Annotated in this window: 16 protein-coding genes; 14 read left to right on the top strand and 2 right to left on the bottom strand. The window is 59.3% G+C overall.

All coding sequences use genetic code 11. The features are described 5' to 3' along the window. Nucleotides 1-315 precede the first annotated feature (315 nt). Both HX792_RS02845 and HX792_RS02840 read right to left on the bottom strand, forming a co-directional pair. Nucleotides 316-1,539, bottom strand: coding sequence for a CaiB/BaiF CoA-transferase family protein (locus tag HX792_RS02845; protein WP_176994679.1), 1,224 nt, complete (start codon nt 1,537-1,539; stop codon nt 316-318). Nucleotides 1,540-1,549: 10 nt separating this feature from the next. Further along, nucleotides 1,550-2,731 (bottom strand): acyl-CoA dehydrogenase, encoded by a 1,182-nt coding sequence (locus HX792_RS02840; RefSeq protein WP_003187423.1) that lies wholly within the window; start codon nt 2,729-2,731, stop codon nt 1,550-1,552. A gap of 157 nt (nt 2,732-2,888) precedes the next feature. On the opposite strand from HX792_RS02840, the gene HX792_RS02835 reads away from it, so the two are divergent. From HX792_RS02835 to HX792_RS02770, 14 genes are all read left to right on the top strand, one after another. After that, entirely contained in the window at nt 2,889-3,788 is a 900-nt protein-coding gene (locus HX792_RS02835; protein WP_176994668.1) for a LysR family transcriptional regulator, read from the top strand. Between the two features lie 452 nt (nt 3,789-4,240). Then, nucleotides 4,241-5,362 carry a Re/Si-specific NAD(P)(+) transhydrogenase subunit alpha gene (locus tag HX792_RS02830; RefSeq protein WP_176994667.1) on the top strand — a complete coding sequence of 374 codons (1,122 nt, stop codon included), beginning with the start codon at nt 4,241-4,243 and terminating at the stop codon, nt 5,360-5,362. Nucleotides 5,363-5,377: 15 nt separating this feature from the next. Further along, entirely contained in the window at nt 5,378-5,698 is a 321-nt protein-coding gene (locus HX792_RS02825; protein WP_003220416.1) for an NAD(P) transhydrogenase subunit alpha, read from the top strand. Continuing rightward, nucleotides 5,698-7,134 carry an NAD(P)(+) transhydrogenase (Re/Si-specific) subunit beta gene (locus HX792_RS02820; RefSeq protein WP_176994666.1) on the top strand — a complete coding sequence of 479 codons (1,437 nt, stop codon included), beginning with the start codon at nt 5,698-5,700 and terminating at the stop codon, nt 7,132-7,134. Before HX792_RS02825 ends, HX792_RS02820 begins: the two co-directional genes overlap by 1 nt. A 179-nt stretch (nt 7,135-7,313) precedes the next feature. Beyond that, entirely contained in the window at nt 7,314-8,807 is a 1,494-nt protein-coding gene (locus tag HX792_RS02815; RefSeq protein WP_176994665.1) for an acetyl-CoA hydrolase/transferase family protein, read from the top strand. A 318-nt stretch (nt 8,808-9,125) separates the two neighbouring features. Beyond that, entirely contained in the window at nt 9,126-9,341 is a 216-nt protein-coding gene (locus HX792_RS02810; protein WP_010168694.1) for a DUF1127 domain-containing protein, read from the top strand. 263 nt (nt 9,342-9,604) lie between these two features. Next, nucleotides 9,605-9,790: a DUF1127 domain-containing protein gene (locus HX792_RS02805; RefSeq protein ID WP_176994664.1), complete on the top strand. Its 186-nt coding sequence runs from the start codon at nt 9,605-9,607 to the stop codon at nt 9,788-9,790. Nucleotides 9,791-9,948: 158 nt separating this feature from the next. Beyond that, on the top strand, nt 9,949-10,269 hold the full coding sequence (locus tag HX792_RS02800) for a DUF2388 domain-containing protein (protein ID WP_176994663.1): 321 nt from the start codon (nt 9,949-9,951) through the stop codon (nt 10,267-10,269). Between the two features lie 106 nt (nt 10,270-10,375). Beyond that, nucleotides 10,376-10,684, top strand: coding sequence for a DUF2388 domain-containing protein (locus HX792_RS02795; RefSeq protein ID WP_176994662.1), 309 nt, complete (start codon nt 10,376-10,378; stop codon nt 10,682-10,684). A gap of 39 nt (nt 10,685-10,723) precedes the next feature. Further along, on the top strand, nt 10,724-11,044 hold the full coding sequence (locus tag HX792_RS02790) for a DUF2388 domain-containing protein (protein WP_176994661.1): 321 nt from the start codon (nt 10,724-10,726) through the stop codon (nt 11,042-11,044). After that, nucleotides 11,041-13,002, top strand: a complete 1,962-nt coding sequence (locus HX792_RS02785; RefSeq protein ID WP_176994660.1) for a DUF4105 domain-containing protein — start codon at nt 11,041-11,043, stop codon at nt 13,000-13,002. Before HX792_RS02790 ends, HX792_RS02785 begins: the two co-directional genes overlap by 4 nt. 381 nt (nt 13,003-13,383) lie before the next feature. Then, the gene (locus HX792_RS02780) at nt 13,384-14,691 is read left to right on the top strand and encodes a CitMHS family transporter (RefSeq protein WP_176994659.1); all 1,308 of its coding nucleotides are present in this window, start codon (nt 13,384-13,386) and stop codon (nt 14,689-14,691) included. A 65-nt stretch (nt 14,692-14,756) separates the two neighbouring features. Beyond that, nucleotides 14,757-15,524, top strand: a complete 768-nt coding sequence (locus HX792_RS02775) for a TerC family protein (protein ID WP_176994658.1) — start codon at nt 14,757-14,759, stop codon at nt 15,522-15,524. Between the two features lie 211 nt (nt 15,525-15,735). Further along, nucleotides 15,736-17,394, top strand: a complete 1,659-nt coding sequence (locus HX792_RS02770) for a Na/Pi cotransporter family protein (RefSeq protein ID WP_176994657.1) — start codon at nt 15,736-15,738, stop codon at nt 17,392-17,394. Nucleotides 17,395-17,452 lie beyond the last annotated feature (58 nt).

The following is a 17,452-nucleotide window of genomic DNA, read 5'->3' as shown; positions in this document are numbered from 1 at the left end:
TTACACGCTGCTGTCAACACCTTTTTTTCTCCGCTTTCGACCGAGAAGATCGAAACGTTAATAGAGCTAAACAACACCGCCCTACCAACTCCTTCTGGGCTTCGATGAACTGAAGCGATCCGCCATCGAAACCTACATAACCCATTGAAGCTCAAGGAGTTTTCCGTTTCGACTGCGCCGGAAGTGGGGCGAATTATAGACTTCTAAAATCTACCGTCAACCCTTAATTTGTCTTCTCTATCAATTAGTTAGCATTGATCAAAAAACAACCAATAAAAGGCCCGAAAACGTCTCTACCTATATAGAAAGAAACACTCAAATCACACCCAGCGCCCTCAAATCGGCCACGTTGGCAGCCCCCAACCCCAACACGTCCTGCAGCACCTGAGCCGTATGCTCACCCAATAGAGGAGGAGCGCTGCGATACTCAACAGGCGTCTTGGACAAGCGAATTGGGCTCGCAACCTGCGGCACCATTCCAGCCAACGCATGTGGCAGTTCCAACGCAAGCCCGCGCGCCTTTACCTGCGGATCAGCAAACACCTGCGCCAGATCATTGATAGGCCCACAAGGCACACCCACTCGCTCAAGCTGCGCCACCCACTCCGCCGTCGTCTTGAACACGGTAGCCTGGCGAATCAGCGGAATCAGTTCCGCCCGATTAGCCACCCGCAGCTTATTAGTAGAGAAGCGCGGATCATCCGCCCACTGCGGCTGCCCGGCCACCTCAGCGAATTTGCGGAACTGACCGTCGTTACCAACCGTAAGAATGAAATCACCATCAGCCGTAGGAAAATCCTGATAAGGCACGATATTCGGGTGAGCATTACCCAGGCGCTTCGGGGACACGCCAGTTGTCAGGTAATTCATCGCTTGATTCGCCAGACATGCGACCTGCACATCCAGCAATGCCATATCGATGTGCTGCCCGCCACCGTCATGATCCCGATGAGCCAATGCCGCCAAAATCGCCACTGTCGAGTAGAGTCCCGTGAGGATGTCGGTCAACGCCACGCCGACCTTCACCGGCCCAGCCCCCTCATCACCCTCCGGACGACCGGTCAGACTCATAAGACCGCCCAAGCCCTGAATCATAAAGTCATAACCCGCACGCGCCGCATAAGGCCCGGTTTGACCAAACCCCGTGATCGAGCAATAAATCAGCTCCGGGTTGATCTCCTTCAGCGACTCATAGTCCAGCCCGTACGCCGCAAGACCACCCACCTTGAAGTTCTCGATCAGGATGTCGGACTTGGCAGCCAGGTCTCGTACCAGCTTCTGCCCCTCCGGACGCGTGAAGTCGATGGTGACCGACTCCTTATTGCGGTTCGCCGACAGGTAATACGCCGCCTCGCTGGTGTTCTCACCATAGGCATCCTTGAGGAAAGGCGGCCCCCACGCCCGCGTATCATCCCCATTACCCGGTCGCTCGACCTTGATCACCTCAGCCCCAAGGTCCGCGAGGATCTGCCCGGACCAAGGGCCCGCCAGCACTCGCGACAAATCCAGCACCCGCAGGTGCGAAAGCGCGCCCATGATCGTGCTCCTATTAATAGAACGCCTGAAGACCGGTTTGCGCGCGCCCAAGGATCAAGGCGTGCACGTCATGGGTACCTTCGTAGGTGTTGACCACTTCAAGGTTGACCAGGTGACGCGCCACACCGAATTCGTCCGAAATACCGTTGCCGCCCAACATGTCCCGCGCCATGCGCGCAATGTCCAGGGACTTGCCGCACGAGTTGCGCTTCATGATCGACGTGATCTCGACTGCCGCCGTCCCTTCATCCTTCATCCGGCCCAGACGCAGGCAACCTTGCAGCGCCAGGGTGATCTCGGTCTGCATATCAGCCAGCTTCTTCTGAATCAGCTGTGTCGCTGCCAACGGGCGACCGAACTGCTGACGATCAAGGGTGTACTGACGGGCGGTATGCCAGCAGAACTCAGCGGCCCCCAATGCGCCCCAGGAAATGCCATAACGCGCGGAGTTAAGGCAGGTAAACGGACCTTTCAAACCACGCACATCCGGGAAGATGTTCTCTTCCGGCACAAAGACGTTGTCCATCACGATCTCGCCGGTGATCGAGGCACGCAGGCCGACCTTACCGTGGATCGCCGGGGCGCTCAGCCCCTTCCAACCTTTCTCCAGGACAAACCCACGGATATCACCCGCATCATCCTTGCCCCACACCACAAACACATCGGCAATCGGGCTATTGGTGATCCACATCTTGGCGCCCGTCAGGCTGTAGCCGCCATCCACCTTGCGCGCCCGGGTAATCATCGCGCCCGGATCGGAGCCGTGATTAGGCTCGGTCAGGCCGAAACAACCGATCCACTCGCCGGAAGCCAGCTTCGGCAAGTACTTCTGCTTCTGCGCCTCAGTGCCAAATTCGTTGATCGGCACCATCACCAGTGACGACTGCACACTCATCATCGAACGATAACCAGAGTCGACACGCTCGACCTCACGGGCAATCAACCCATAGCTGACGTAGTTCAAACCACTGCCGCCGTATTGCTCGGGAATCATCGCCCCCAGCAAGCCGGTCTCGCCCATCTCGCGGAAGATCGCGGGATCTGTCTTTTCATGGCGGAAGGCTTCGAGCACACGGGGCGCCAGCTTGTCCTGAGCGAACTGCTCAGCACTGTCGCGCACCATGCGCTCTTCTTCGGTGAGCTGTTGATCCAGCAACAGTGGATCGATCCAGTTGAAGCTTGCCTTGCCAGCCATGAATAAGTCCTCGCGGAAAAAATCAGAAGTCGTGGATGCAGACTAGGCCGGGCAAACGCAGAGGGCAAACGAGGTTTCCGCATAGGGTTGTGCTAATTTCTCACTTCGAAACCGCCATATACGACGTATATGCGTTTTATAAGTGAGGACAAGTTACATGCGCAGAAAGATCCCCAGCACAACCGCCCTGGTCAGCTTTGAAGCGGCAGCCCGCCACGAGAGCTTTACCAAGGCCGCACATGAGCTCTCCATCACTCAAGGCGCTATCTGCCGACAAATCGCCAGTCTTGAAGAGTTTTTGAGTGTCGAGCTGTTTCGGCGATCGCGACGCGGGGTAAAACTGACGGAGGCGGGGCTGTCTTATAGTCGCCGCGTGGCCATGCAGCTGGACGCGGTAGAACGCGACACCCTGTCGGTCATGGGGCAGCAGGGCGCCAATGTCATCGAGCTCGCGGTGGTGCCAACCTTCGGCACTCAATGGCTGATCCCGCGCCTGAAGGACTTTCAGCACAAACACCCGGAAGTCACGGTCAACCTCACCAACCGTACCCGCCCATTCCTGTTTGCAGACACCGAGTTCGACGCTGCGATCTACTTCGGTGATGCCGATTGGTCAGGTACCGAATCCCACCGACTGATGGGCGAGAACCCCGTTCCCGTCTGCAGCCCGCGCTTATTGGGCACACGTACCCACTTCAGCGTCCAGGAAATTGCCGAACTGCCGCTACTGCAGCAGACCACGCGGCCTTACGCCTGGCGCCAATGGTTCAACGCGCAACATCTGAACATCCCTCGCGACATGACAGGCCCTCGTTACGAGCTATTCTCGATGTTGTCCCAGGCAGCCATGCATGACATGGGCGTCGCGCTGATCCCACCGTTCCTCATCCAGCGCGACCTCGACGAGCACCAGCTGGTGATCGCCAACCCCGAAGCACTGAGCAGCTCGAAGGCGTACTACCTGATGATTCCCGAGAGAAAAGTCGAATCGGCGTCATTACACGCCTTCAGGGACTGGCTGCTCGATCAGTCGCAACGCTACAGCCCCAGTATTTAAAGGACAAACCACGATTATTGACCCTGTAGTCAAATAAAATAAAGACCTACAGATATACGTATATGTCGCCTTTCAGCAGACTGTACTTATCCCCCTGAATTAAGGCTAAGAGCCATGATTTTCAAGGCGTACAGCGACTACGACAAGCCAATACACGACCATTCACACCAACGATGAAGAAACACCCAATATTCGGCTACAACCCTTTAAACACCTGTATTTAAAGAGGTTATTTCATCGCATTGCGACAATCAGTCACAGGGTGACTTGTAGTTAATTTTTCGTCACCCGTCATAATCCCTTGAAGGCCGTAAAGTTCGCCTGCAAAATGCCGCGCCCCGCTGTCATTTCAGCGGGATCGTGCTGATCGGCCGCCCCAGATGCGCCACTCACGGTGCACTGGCCTTTTTACAAAAAGATCAAAAGCAAAAAGATCATGCAGGAGATTTGACGTGCACATTGGTGTTCCTCTCGAAACCCAGACCGGTGAAACGCGGGTGGCTGCCACCCCGGAAACCATCAAGAAGCTGATCGGCCAGGGCCATAAGGTCACTGTTCAAAGCGGAGCCGGCGTCAAAGCCAGCGTCGTCGACAGTGCCTATGAAACGGCAGGCGCAACCATTGGCAGTGCCAGCGATGCGTTTGGCGCCGAGCTGATTCTCAAGGTGGTAGCCCCCAGCGACAGCGAACTGGCGCTGATCAAAAGCGGCACCGTATTGGTGGGCATGCTCAACCCGTTCAGCAACGAAACCATCGCCAAGCTGGCCGAGCGCGGCATTACCGCTTTTGCCCTCGAAGCCGCACCACGCACCTCGCGCGCCCAGAGCCTCGACGTGCTGTCCTCCCAGGCCAACATCGCTGGCTACAAGGCCGTGCTGCTCGCCGCTCATCACTACCCACGCTTTATGCCGATGCTGATGACGGCTGCCGGCACGGTTAAGGCCGCACGCGTGCTGATCCTCGGCGCCGGCGTCGCGGGCCTGCAGGCGATTGCGACGGCGAAGCGCCTGGGTGCTGTGATCGAAGCGTCTGACGTCCGCCCGGCCGTGAAGGAGCAGATCGAATCCCTCGGTGCCAAGTTTGTCGACGTGCCCTACGAGACCGATGAAGAGCGTGAATGCGCCGTCGGCGTTGGCGGTTATGCCCGTCCGATGCCCACCAGCTGGATGCAGCGCCAGGCCCTGGCCGTGCACGAGCGCGCCAAGCAGGCCGATATCGTCATCACCACTGCACTGATCCCGGGCCGCAAGGCACCGACCCTGCTGAGTGCCGAAACGGTCGCGCAGATGAAACCCGGCTCCGTGGTCATCGACCTCGCCGCCGCCCAAGGTGGCAACTGCCCACTGACCGTCGCCGACCAAGTCGTTGTCGAAAACGGCGTGATCATCTGCGGCCCGACCAACCTGGCCGGCGCTGTTGCCGCCGACGCCTCAGCCTTGTACGCGCGCAATCTGCTGGACTTCCTGAAGCTGGTCTTCACCAAGGAAGGGCAGTTTGAAATCAACCTCGAAGACGACATCGTCGCCGCGTGCCTGATGTGCCGCGACGGCCAAGTCATCCGCAAAAACGCCTAAGCAGGGATTCAGACGATGGAAGAGCTTATCTCCCCCGGTATCTACAACCTGATCATCTTTGTGCTGGCGATTTATGTCGGTTACCACGTGGTCTGGAACGTAACGCCCGCGCTGCACACGCCGTTGATGGCGGTGACCAACGCGATTTCCGCGATCGTGATCGTCGGCGCCATGCTGGCTGCAGCCCTCACCGTGACCCCACTGGGCAAGACCATGGGCACCCTGGCCGTGGCGCTCGCAGCGGTAAACGTGTTCGGTGGCTTCCTGGTCACTCGCAGGATGCTTGAGATGTTCAAGAAGAAAGCCCCGAAAGCAAAAGAAGAGGCGCCGAAGTAATGAGCATGAATCTGGTCACGACGCTCTACTTGATCGCGTCGATCTGCTTTATCCAGGCCCTCAAAGGCCTGTCGCACCCAACAACTTCGCGGCGCGGCAACCTGTTCGGCATGCTCGGCATGGCGCTGGCGGTGCTCACCACCGTAGGCCTCATCTATAAGCTGGGCGCTGAGCTGGCAACTGCCGGCATCGGTTATGTGATTGTCGGCTTGCTGGTCGGCGGCACCGCCGGTTCGATCATGGCCAAGCGCGTAGAAATGACCAAGATGCCGGAGCTGGTCGCGTTCATGCACAGCATGATCGGCCTGGCTGCGGTATTCATCGCGATTGCCGCAGTGGTCGAGCCGCAATCCCTGGGCATCGTCAAACACTTGGGTGACTCGATTCCTGCCGGTAATCGCCTGGAACTGTTCCTCGGTGCAGCCATCGGTGCCATCACTTTCTCCGGTTCGGTGATCGCGTTCGGCAAGCTGTCGGGCAAATACAAGTTCCGCCTGTTCCAGGGCGCACCGGTACAGTTCGGCGGCCAGCACAAACTGAACCTGGTGCTCGGCCTGGCGACCCTGGGCCTGGGCCTGGCGTTCATGTTCACCGGTAACCTCACGGCCTTCGCCCTGATGCTGGCCCTGGCCTTCGTGCTGGGTGTGCTGATCATCATCCCGATCGGCGGTGCCGACATGCCGGTGGTGGTGTCGATGCTCAACAGCTACTCGGGCTGGGCAGCGGCAGGTATCGGTTTTTCGCTGAACAACTCGATGCTGATCATTGCCGGCTCCCTGGTAGGCTCCAGCGGCGCGATCCTCTCATACATCATGTGCAAGGCGATGAACCGTTCCTTCTTTAATGTACTGCTCGGCGGTTTCGGCAATACCTCGGATGCCGCTGCGGCAACCGGCTCTAAAGAAGCGCGACCAGTGAAGTCCGGCTCGGCTGACGACGCCACGTTCCTGCTGACCAACGCCGACACCGTGATCATCGTTCCAGGCTACGGCCTGGCGGTCGCCCGGGCGCAGCATGCGCTCAAGGAGTTGACCGAGAAGCTGACCCATCACGGCGTCACCGTGAAGTACGCGATCCACCCAGTGGCCGGCCGTATGCCCGGGCACATGAACGTACTGCTCGCCGAGGCCGAAGTGCCTTACGACCAGGTGTTCGAGATGGAAGACATCAACTCCGAGTTCGGCCAGGCCGACGTGGTACTGGTGCTCGGCGCGAACGACGTGGTCAACCCGGCCGCCAAGAACGATCCAAATTCACCGATCGCCGGCATGCCGATTCTCGAAGCCTTCAAGGCCAAGACCATCATCGTCAACAAGCGCTCGATGGCCAGCGGCTATGCCGGTTTGGATAACGAACTGTTCTACCTGGACAAGACCATGATGGTCTTCGGCGACGCCAAGAAAGTCATCGAAGACATGGTCAAGGCCGTCGAGTAACACTGCTTCAGCGCAATACTCGAAACCCCGGCCTCTTGTAGGCTGGGGTTTTTTATTGCCGCATGAAACCCGACCAAAGGCTCTAAATCGCTGCCCGGCATTCGACCATGGTAGCGGGCCGAATTTTTTTGAAATCACTAAACTGCGCACCTTGCTTCCGTAGCCTGAGATAACAATCCATGTACCGTGATCGTATCCGCTTGCCTTCGTTGTTGAACAAGGTCATGAGCGCGGCAGACGCCGCCGCACTGATCGAGGACGGCATGACCGTCGGCATGAGCGGCTTCACCCGCGCCGGTGAAGCCAAGGCCGTCCCCCACGCCCTGGCCGAACGCGCCAAGACTTCCCCGCTGAAAATCACCTTGATGACCGGCGCCAGCCTGGGCAATGACCTGGACAAGCAACTGACCGAGGCCGGCGTGCTGTCCCGGCGCATGCCGTTCCAAGTCGACAGCACTCTGCGCCGCGCCATCAATGCCGGCGAGGTGATGTTTATTGACCAGCACTTGTCGGAAACCGTCGAGCAACTGCGCAACAACCAGCTCAAGCTGCCGGACATTGCCGTCATCGAAGCGGTGGCGATCACCGAACAGGGGCACATCGTGCCGACGACATCGGTGGGTAACTCGGCCAGCTTCGCAATTTTCGCCAAGCAGGTGATTGTCGAGATCAACCTGGCGCACAACCCGAACCTGGAAGGGCTGCACGACATCTATATCCCCACCTACCGGCCAACCCGCACACCGATTCCGTTGGTGAAGGTCGATGACCGCATCGGCAGCACGGCCATTCCCATTCCGCCGGAAAAGATCGTCGCCATCGTGATCACTAACCAGGCGGACTCCGCCTCCACCGTGACTCCGCCCGACAGCGACACCCAAGGCATCGCCAACCACCTGATCAACTTCCTCAAGCAGGAAGTGGAAGCCGGGCGCATGACCAACAAGCTCGGCCCGCTGCAGGCCGGCATCGGCAATATCGCCAACGCCGTGATGTGCGGCCTGATCGAGTCGCCGTTCGAAGACCTGACGATGTATTCGGAAGTGTTGCAGGATTCGACGTTCGACCTGATTGATGCCGGCAAACTGAGCTTCGCCTCGGGCAGTTCGATCACCCTGTCAGAACGACGCAATGCCGACGTGTTCGGCAACCTGGAGCGCTACAAAGACAAACTGGTGCTGCGCCCGCAGGAAATTTCCAACCACCCGGAAGTGGTGCGCCGCCTGGGCATCATCGGGATCAATACCGCGCTGGAGTTCGATATCTACGGCAACGTCAACTCCACTCACGTCTGCGGCACGCGGATGATGAACGGCATTGGCGGCTCCGGGGACTTCGCGCGCAACGCGCACCTGGCAATCTTCGTCACCAAGTCGATCGCCAAGGGTGGCGCGATTTCCAGCGTGGTGCCGATGGTCAGCCATGTGGACCACACCGAGCATGATGTGGACATCCTCGTGACCGAAGTCGGCCTGGCCGACCTGCGTGGCCTGGCGCCCCGCGAACGCGCCCGGGTGATCATCGACAACTGTGTGCATCCGGCTTATCGCGATGCGCTGAACACTTACTTCGACGCAGCCTGTGCCATCGGCGGGCATACGCCACACATCCTGCGCGAAGCACTGAGTTGGCACATCAACCTGGAAGAAACCGGGCATATGCTCAAGGCTTGATTGATACAGATCCGGGCTGATGCAACAACAGTTTCATCAGCTCGGCTGTACTTCTTCGCAAACTGAAAAAAACTGTACTGCTGTACCGGTCATTTCCTACCGAAATATCCCACATACTCCGTCGAAAACTCCTATTTCGCACTGTTTCAGTGCGGACAGGTACAGTTGCCCCATTTACGAACAGTACAGCCCCTATAAACAGTTAACTGGCCCCTCACAATACAGGTGAACTGTATCTAGAGAGTCTTGCGCCGGAAGAGGATCATTGGCATCAGTTAAACCACTACCTAATCCCGCCACAAGCGGAAGGATGTCATCATGGAACGTACACTCAGTTCCGATCTGTTCTTCGAAGAAAAAGCTGTAAACACCCAGGCTTCCCTGCCTTTGCGCGTTATCGCCAACCTGATGTTGTGGCAGCGCCGCATCTCCAGCCGCCACCAACTGGCTCGCCTGGATTCGCGTCTGCTGGCTGACGCCGGTATCAGCGAAGCTCAACGCTACGAAGAGCTGAGCAAGCCGTTCTGGCGCTAATGTAGCGCCCGCTGGCCCTGACCCGCCGGGTCCACCGCCAGCACCCTGATTTGTTAAAGCAAAGCCCGCCCCGGGAAACCGGAGGCGGGCTTTGTTGTTTCCGGGGTTCGGGTTTTGAGGGTAAAAACAGAAGGCCAACTTCACGATAGGTACAGTTTAAAAAACATAACAATTAAGCAGTACAATTTAGATCGAGTGTATCTGTACCGGTAAACCCGCGCCGCCCAACATGGTGTTCCAAGACCTCATGGAAGGCCCCACTCATGACCACCCAAACCCCACGCTATAAACAGTTGATCGCAGGTATAGCCCGTGCACTGGCCAGATGGGCGCGCCAAGCCCACGAACGCCGCCAGCTTGCGCAACTTGATCCACGCGAACTGTCTGACGCCGGTATCAGCGCCGGCGACCGAATGGCCGAACTGTCCAAACCCTTTTGGCGTGACTAACGGGTCGAGAGGCTTTCGAACAGATAAACGGCGGCTTAAGATCCCCTTACCACGTGGCGAACCTTGTAGAACGGGCGTCTGATGCTCAATAGCGACAACACCCGTTTCACAGTGGCCGCTTTGCGCCGCCTTATTTGTTCATCTACAGGAGTTTTCCAATGTCCCGTCTTCGCCTGCTGAGTGCTGCTGCCTTGTTGGCCGTGGCAGCCAATGCCAACGCCACCAGTCTCATTGTGACCACCGACGCAATCGTCGGCGCACTCAAAGCCACCTCAGACGCCAGTTCCGATGCCACGTCTTCCTTGCGTGACAACAAGGTTGTGCGAGCCGCCCGTGACGACGCAGCCAGCTTTGTCGCCAGCGACGGTGCCATTCGTGGGGTCAAGCTGGAAAGCGCTCTGGCGCAGATCCGCCAACAAGCCCCGCAACTGAATGCTGCAACAGACGCTCAACTGGCCCAAGCCATCCTGGCGATCTGAGGGCAGGGTGGTACACGGGAGCGCCAGCCGCTCCCGCATGCCTCAACGCTGGCTCTCGCCCGGGCATTGCGCTAGCCTTGACGCTCGTTTCCAGTTGTCGAGTCCCATGGCTTTTTCATACCGCCTGTTGATCGTTCCTGTTCTGTTTTCAGTCGTCTGGTCGCCCTTGGCTTCGGCCTTCGACGTGACCACCCAGAGCACCGTCATAAGTGTGTACGCCACCAGCAAGGTGACTTCCGCACCCTTTGACAAGAAATTGGTATTGGCCGCCCAGGATGACGCTGCCGCGTTCGTAGCCACTGACGGCCAATGGCGGGGCGCTCGCCTGGAATCCGCACTGGATTACCTGCGCCGAACCCAGCCAAAACTTAACGCCAGCGACCTTGAACTGGCACAAGCAATTCTCGTCCAATAATCATCTTTGTATTTCCGTCTTTGTAATTGGAGTTATTCCATGCGTAGCCCGCTGATCGCCGCCGCTCTCGGCCTGCTGTTGTTGGCCGATGTTGCCCAGGCACATACTCTGGTGGCCACCAGTAACATCATTGTTCGCGCCTCTGGCCGCACCATTGATTTCACCTCGGACACCACCACTTCCATCCGCGATTCCAAAGTCGTGCGCGAAGCCCACGATGATGCCGCCAGTTTCGTCGCCACCAATGGCGAGATCCGTGGCGCACAATTGGAAGCGGCCTTCGATACCATCCGTACGCGCATGCCGGAAACGCGCGACGTCAGCGACCAGAGCCTCGCCGAAGCTATCCTCGCACTGTGAGGCGCCTCAACGCCTGGCTACTGGCCACGGCTGTGCTGCTCAGTGCAAGCGCAGCCCAGGCCAGCCTGCAACTGCGGCTCAAGTCAGACGGCTTGAGCCCGGCCGAACAGCAGGCCAGCCAGGCGTTGCTCGATGAAGCGATGCGCTCCCTGCCGCCGCGCTTCATCGAACAGCTGGACCGCACCATCGATGTCGGCTGGACCGACAAGATGCCCGAGAACGCCTACGGCCAGGCCTCCCTGATCTCCGAGCTGGATCTGAACCAGAACCTGCTCGCCAGCCTGACCGACGGCAGTGCCGCAACCCAGAAGACCAATCGCCCCCACGGCACCGTGCGCCGCGAAATGCTCGCCACTGTGTTGCATGAGCTGACCCACATTTATGACCGTGCGCGCCTGTGGTCCAAGGAAGACCGCGCGCTGATCAATCGCTGCAGTCGCCAAAACAACATCACCGGCCTGATCGGCTTGCCCGACCAATGCCGTGGCCAGAATGACCGCCGCTTTACCCTCAGCGATGACCCACGCCTGCTGGACCTCGCCGGCTGGCCGCAGTACGTCGGCCGTCGCGGCGAGCGCGAACAGCACAACCACCAAGTGGCGCGCAGCCCGGACATCTACGAAACCACCAGCCCGCTGGAGTTCGTCGCGGTCAACATGGAGTACTTCCTCCTCGACCCGAGCTACGCCTGCCGCCGCCCGGCGCTGTTCCGCTATTACAAGGAACACTTCGGCTGGGCGCCGCCCGAGCAAGACACCTGCGCCAAGACCTATGCCTTTCTGAACGCAGGCAATGATTTTGCCAAGACGCCGCTGGGCCAGATCGACCCGGAGCGCGTCTACGAGATTGACTACCTGCTGGCCGAAGCTAACCAGAACCTGGTCAGCCGCTGGGGCCACAGCATGTTGCGCCTGGTGATCTGCGCACCCGGCCGGCCACGCGGCCCGGACTGCCGGCTGGACCTTGACCAGCATCTGGTCCTGTCCTACCGCGCGTTCGTCGGCGACGTACAACTGTCGAGCTGGGACGGCCTGGTGGGCAAGTACCCGTCACGGTTGTTCGTGCTGCCCCTGGCCCAGGTGATCGATGAATACACCAAGACCGAACTGCGCGGCCTGGCCTCGGTGCCGCTTAAACTCACGCGCCAGGAAATCAACGACACCGTCGAGCACGCCGCGGAGATGCACTGGAGCTACGACGGCAACTACTTCTTCATTTCCAATAACTGTGCGGTAGAGAGCCTGAAGCTGTTGCGCAGCGGCAGCGCCAACCCACAGCTCACCGGGCTGGACAACATCACCCCCAACGGTTTGCTGGAAGTCCTCAGCGCCCGCGGCCTGGCCGATACCAGCGTCCTCAAGGACAAGCGCGAAGCACTGCGCCTGGGTTATCACTTCGATTCATTCCGCGAACGCTACCAGGCGATGTTCGACGTCCTGCGCAAACACCTGCCCATAAAGCAGACTCAGGTCGAAGATTGGCTGTCACTCAGCGCAGCGGAACGCCGCGAGTGGTTCGGCCAAGCCGATCTGCGCACCAGCGCCGCGCTGTTGCTGCTGGAACAGGCCAGCTACCGCAAACAACTGATGCTGGCCCAGGATGAAGTCAAGCAACGCTACCTCGGCGCCCGTGAGCTGAAAAACGGCGGCATGGAAAAAGCCAACAACACCCTGCAACAAATTCTCGCCAACAGCGGCTTCCTCAGCCGCCCGGCCGAGCTGCTGGGCAGCGGCGGCTATGGCCTGCCGCAACCCTCTGAAGCCAAGCGCCTCGAATCGGAAAGCGCACAACGCCAGAAACAGCTGCAAACGCTGACCGGCGACCTGGATAAACAGGTGAGGGTGCTGCTGGAACCTTCTCGCGCCGCCGAGATTGCCGCTTGCGAAGCCAACCTCAAGCAGGTGGGCGAGCACTTGCGCGCCTTGCACAAGGCCGCTGGCGGCCTCGAACTGCCCTGATCTTCTCCCGGCAAACCTCACTCTAAATTGTAGGAGTCGGCTTGCCGGCGATGGCGTCGGTACATTCCACATCATAGTTGTCTGGCCCACCGCTATCGCCGGCAAGCCGGCTCCTACAGGGGAGCTGCGATTACCTACAGATCGTGTGTATTCCCTTCGTCACCTGTTTTTCCAGCGAAAGCTGGCTGAAAGCTTACCCGTCTAGGATCGCCCCCACTGTCGGCAACAGACCGGCTGTTAACAACAACAATGGTGATTCCCGATGTCCGCTCGTACCCGCCTGTTCGCCCCCACTCCACCCGTACGCCTCGTGTCTTTCGATCTGCGCTGACCCCCACTCGGTTCGCCATTCCCTAGCCGCGCTACGCCTGGAGTATTCCTATGCTGACTTTCCTTGGCTTTGCCATGGTCATCACGTTCATGTTCCTGATCATGACCAAGCGCCTGTCCGCGCTGATCGCCTTGATCATCGTGCCGATCCTGTTCGCGTTGTTCGGCGGTTTCGCGCCGGAGATCGGCCCGATGATGCTGGCCGGTATCACCAAGCTCGCGCCAACCGGCGTGATGCTGATGTTCGCCATTCTCTACTTTGCCCTGATGATCGACTCCGGCCTGTTCGACCCGGCCGTGCGCAAGATCCTCAAGATGGTCAAGGGCGACCCGCTGAAAGTCTCGGTCGGCACCGCCGTGCTGGCCCTGGTCGTGTCCCTGGACGGTGACGGCGCCACCACCTACATGATCTGCGTGGCCGCCATGTTGCCGCTGTACCAGCGCATCGGCATGAGCCCGCGGATCATGGCCGGCCTGATCATCCTCGCCGGTGGCGTAATGAACATGACGCCTTGGGGTGGCCCGACCGCCCGTGCCGCCAGTGCGCTGCATGTGGACCCGTCGGACATCTTCGTGCCGATGATCCCGGCGATGGCCGTCGGTGTGGTCGCGATCCTGGTGATCGCCTATATGTATGGCCTGCGCGAGCGTGCACGCCTGGGTGAATTGCACCTGGCGGGCGATGAAATCGACCACAGTGAAATCAGCGTCTCGCAATACCCCGATGCCCGTCGTCCGAAGCTGATCTGGTTCAACGGCGCGCTGACCTTCGCCCTGATGTGCACGCTGATCGCCGGCCTGTTGCCGTTGCCCGTGCTGTTCATGGTGGCGTTCAGTATCGCGATGATCGTCAACTACCCGTGCCTGCAGATGCAGAAAGACCGCATCGCCGCCCACTCCGGCAGCGTGTTGGCGGTGACCGGCCTGATCTTCGCGGCCGGTATCTTCACCGGCATCCTGTCGGGCACCGGCATGGTTGATGCCATGTCCAAGAGCCTGCTGGCGGTCATTCCTGATGCACTGGGCCCGTACCTGGCGGTGATCACGGCCCTGGTGAGCATGCCGTTCACCTTCTTCATGTCCAACGACGCGTTCTACTATGGCGTGCTGCCGGTACTCGCCGAGGCCGCCAGCCACTACGGCATCACCGCCGTCGAAATGGCGCGTGCGTCCATCGTGGGTCAACCGGTGCACTTGCTCAGCCCACTGGTACCATCGACTTACCTGTTGGTGGCCCTGGCCGGTATCGAATTTGGCGATCACCAACGCTTCACCCTGAAGTGGGCAGTGCTGGTATGCCTGTGCATAATGTTCGCCGCTTTGCTGATGGGGATTTTCCCGCTGTTCAGCACTCTATAATCGTATCAACCCAACCGCGCGGCGCTGCAGCTTGCGCGGTTTAACACTTGCTCAAAGGAATACACATGGAATGGCTGACCAATCCGGAAATCTGGATTGCCTTCTTCACCCTGACGGCCCTCGAGATCGTCCTGGGTATCGATAACATCATCATGATTTCGATCCTGGTCAGCCGCATGCCCAAGCATATGCAGGCGCGCACCCGGATCTTCGGCCTGGCCCTGGCCATGGTCACGCGCATCCTGTTGCTGCTGTCGATCACCTGGGTGATGCAACTGACCGCCGACCTGTTCGTAGTGTTCGGTCAGGGCATTTCCGGTCGCGACCTGATCCTGTTCTTCGGTGGCCTGTTCCTGCTGTGGAAAAGCTCCCAGGAGATGTACCACGCCCTGGAAGGTGAAGACGAAACCCACGACGAGCCCAAGGGCGCCGGTGGCAAGTTCATCTACACCATCATCCAGATTGCCATCATCGACATCGTGTTCTCTCTGGACTCGGTCATCACCGCCGTCGGCATGGTCTCCCATGTGCCGGTCATGGTCGCGGCGATTGTCGTGGCGGTATTGGTGATGATGCTGGCGGCCGGCACCATCAGCGCATTCATCGACAAGCACCCGTCGCTGAAGATGCTCGCGCTGTCGTTCCTGCTGGTGGTGGGTACGGTGCTGATCGCTGAATCCTTCGACGTGCACGTGCCTAAAGGCTACGTCTACTTCGCCATGGCGTTCTCGCTGGCGGTAGAAGCGGTGAACATCAAGATGCGCACCGCCATCGCGAAAAAGAAGAAACAGCAGGATCCTGTGAAACTGCGCAAGGACATTCCGGGTCAATAAACCCAAGCCAGACAAAAAAGGGGCCTATGCAGGCCCCTTTTTCATTTCGCACAAAGTTGATTTCATGACAGTTTTGTTTCAATCCCCACTTTAGCTATGCGATGCTGGCGCAGAGCCCATTCGCCAACTACAGCTTAACTACAAGACGTAGAACGGCACGCGGCAAACTTCCTTCGCTCTTTTTGGAGCGTACCCACACGGGGGGCCGAGCATGCTGACCTTGCTCAATCTGCTTTCCGCCGTGACCCTGCTGATCTGGGGCACGCACATCGTCCGTACCGGCATCTTGCGGGTCTACGGTTCCAACTTGCGCCAAGTCATCGGGCAGAACATGTCCAAGCGCTGGCTGGCGTTTGTCGCCGGTATCCTGGTGACGGCCATGGTGCAGAGCAGCAACGCCACGGCCATGCTGGTGACTTCATTTGTCGGCCAGGGCCTGATGAGCCTCACGCCCGCCCTGGCAACCATGCTTGGCGCCGACGTCGGTACGGCCTTGATGGCACGGGTACTGACCTTCGACTTGTCGTGGCTGTCACCGCTACTGATTTTCCTCGGGGTGATTTTCTTCCTGTCCCGCAAGCAGACGCGGGCCGGGCAGATGGGCCGGGTCGGGATCGGCCTGGGCCTGATCATTCTGGCGCTGCAGTTGATCGTCGAAGCGGCCGGGCCGATTACCCACGCCCAGGGCGTCAAAGTCATCTTTGCCTCGCTGACCGGCGATATCTTGCTCGACGCCTTGGTCGGCGCGCTGTTTGCGATGATTTCCTACTCCAGCCTGGCCGCCGTTCTGCTGACAGCCACCCTGGCCGGCGCCGGCGTGATCGGCTTGCATGTGGCCATCGGTCTGGTGATCGGCGCCAATATCGGCAGCGGTGTGCTGGCGTTCCTCAGCACTAATATGCAAAACGCCGCCGGTCGCCAGGTCGCCCTCGGCAGCCTGTTGTACAAACTGATTGGCCTGCTGCTGATCATCCCGGTACTCGACCCTCTCGTACGCTGGATGGACGGTTTGGACTACAGTGCCCAAGGCATGGTCATTACCTTCCACCTGCTCTACAACGTCAGCCGCTGCCTGATCCTGTTGCCCAGTATCGGCCCGATGTCACGCCTGTGTGCCTGGCTGCTGCCGGAACAACAGGAGGCCAACGGCAAGGCCAAGCCGCGCCACCTGGACGCAACCGCACTCGACACGCCCAGCCTGGCCCTGGCCAACGCCGCCCGCGAAACTCTGCGCCTGGGCGACTTGATCGACAACATGCTCACCGCGATGCAGGAAGTGTTGCGCGGCAAACAAACCGCCATCACTCAGGAAATACGCAGCCTCAGCGATGACGTCGAAGCCCTGTACAGTGCGATCAAGCTCTACCTGGCGCAAATGCCCCGCGAAGACCTCAGCGAACAGGACAGCCGCCGCTGGGCTGAGATCATCGAGCTGTCGATCAACCTGAAACTGGCCGGCGACCTGATCGAACGCATGCTGCGCAAAGTGCAACAGCAGAAGACCTCCCAGCGCCGCCAGTTCTCCGAAGTCGGCCTGGAAGAGCTCACTGGCCTGCACAGTCAGTTGATCGCCAACCTGCGCCTGGGGTTGTCGGTATTTCTCAGCGCCGACCCCGAAAGCGCCCGCCAACTGCTGCGCGAGAAGCGCCGCTTCCGCGCCCAGGAGCGGCGCCTGGCCCATGCCCACGTCAGCCGCCTGCAACGCAAGATCGTGCAGAGCCTGGAAACCAGCTCGCTGCACCTGGAGCTGATTGCCGACATGAAGCGCCTCAATTCACTGTTTTGCAGCAGCGCCTATGTAGTCTTGGAAACGTCCGACACCGGCGCACTCTCCGCCGAAGATATTGCTGACATCACCCATTCACCCTGAACGTAAGACGGCGAGTGAAGTCAGTTAACAATGGACCTCACTCGCCAGGAAGCTTGTT

The sequence above is a fragment of the Pseudomonas sp. B6002 genome (assembly GCF_013385985.1).
Lineage (GTDB): Bacteria > Pseudomonadota > Gammaproteobacteria > Pseudomonadales > Pseudomonadaceae > Aquipseudomonas.
The sequence above is the reverse complement of the archived record's forward strand: the minus strand, read 5'-3'. Positions and strand labels throughout refer to the sequence as shown.

What these genes read in the sequence shown, in the direction of transcription:
- HX792_RS02820 (WP_176994666.1), top strand. Translation starts at nt 5,698, where the DNA reads ATGAGCATGAATCTGGTCACGACGCTCTACTTGATCGCGTCGATCTGC.
- HX792_RS02795 (WP_176994662.1), top strand. Translation starts at nt 10,376, where the DNA reads ATGGCTTTTTCATACCGCCTGTTGATCGTTCCTGTTCTGTTTTCAGTC.
- HX792_RS02810 (WP_010168694.1), top strand. Translation starts at nt 9,126, where the DNA reads ATGGAACGTACACTCAGTTCCGATCTGTTCTTCGAAGAAAAAGCTGTA.
- HX792_RS02835 (WP_176994668.1), top strand. Translation starts at nt 2,889, where the DNA reads ATGCGCAGAAAGATCCCCAGCACAACCGCCCTGGTCAGCTTTGAAGCG.
- HX792_RS02805 (WP_176994664.1), top strand. Translation starts at nt 9,605, where the DNA reads ATGACCACCCAAACCCCACGCTATAAACAGTTGATCGCAGGTATAGCC.
- HX792_RS02770 (WP_176994657.1), top strand. Translation starts at nt 15,736, where the DNA reads ATGCTGACCTTGCTCAATCTGCTTTCCGCCGTGACCCTGCTGATCTGG.
- HX792_RS02840 (WP_003187423.1), bottom strand. Translation starts at nt 2,731, where the DNA reads ATGGCTGGCAAGGCAAGCTTCAACTGGATCGATCCACTGTTGCTGGAT.
- HX792_RS02825 (WP_003220416.1), top strand. Translation starts at nt 5,378, where the DNA reads ATGGAAGAGCTTATCTCCCCCGGTATCTACAACCTGATCATCTTTGTG.
- HX792_RS02790 (WP_176994661.1), top strand. Translation starts at nt 10,724, where the DNA reads ATGCGTAGCCCGCTGATCGCCGCCGCTCTCGGCCTGCTGTTGTTGGCC.
- HX792_RS02775 (WP_176994658.1), top strand. Translation starts at nt 14,757, where the DNA reads ATGGAATGGCTGACCAATCCGGAAATCTGGATTGCCTTCTTCACCCTG.
- HX792_RS02800 (WP_176994663.1), top strand. Translation starts at nt 9,949, where the DNA reads ATGTCCCGTCTTCGCCTGCTGAGTGCTGCTGCCTTGTTGGCCGTGGCA.
- HX792_RS02815 (WP_176994665.1), top strand. Translation starts at nt 7,314, where the DNA reads ATGTACCGTGATCGTATCCGCTTGCCTTCGTTGTTGAACAAGGTCATG.
- HX792_RS02780 (WP_176994659.1), top strand. Translation starts at nt 13,384, where the DNA reads ATGCTGACTTTCCTTGGCTTTGCCATGGTCATCACGTTCATGTTCCTG.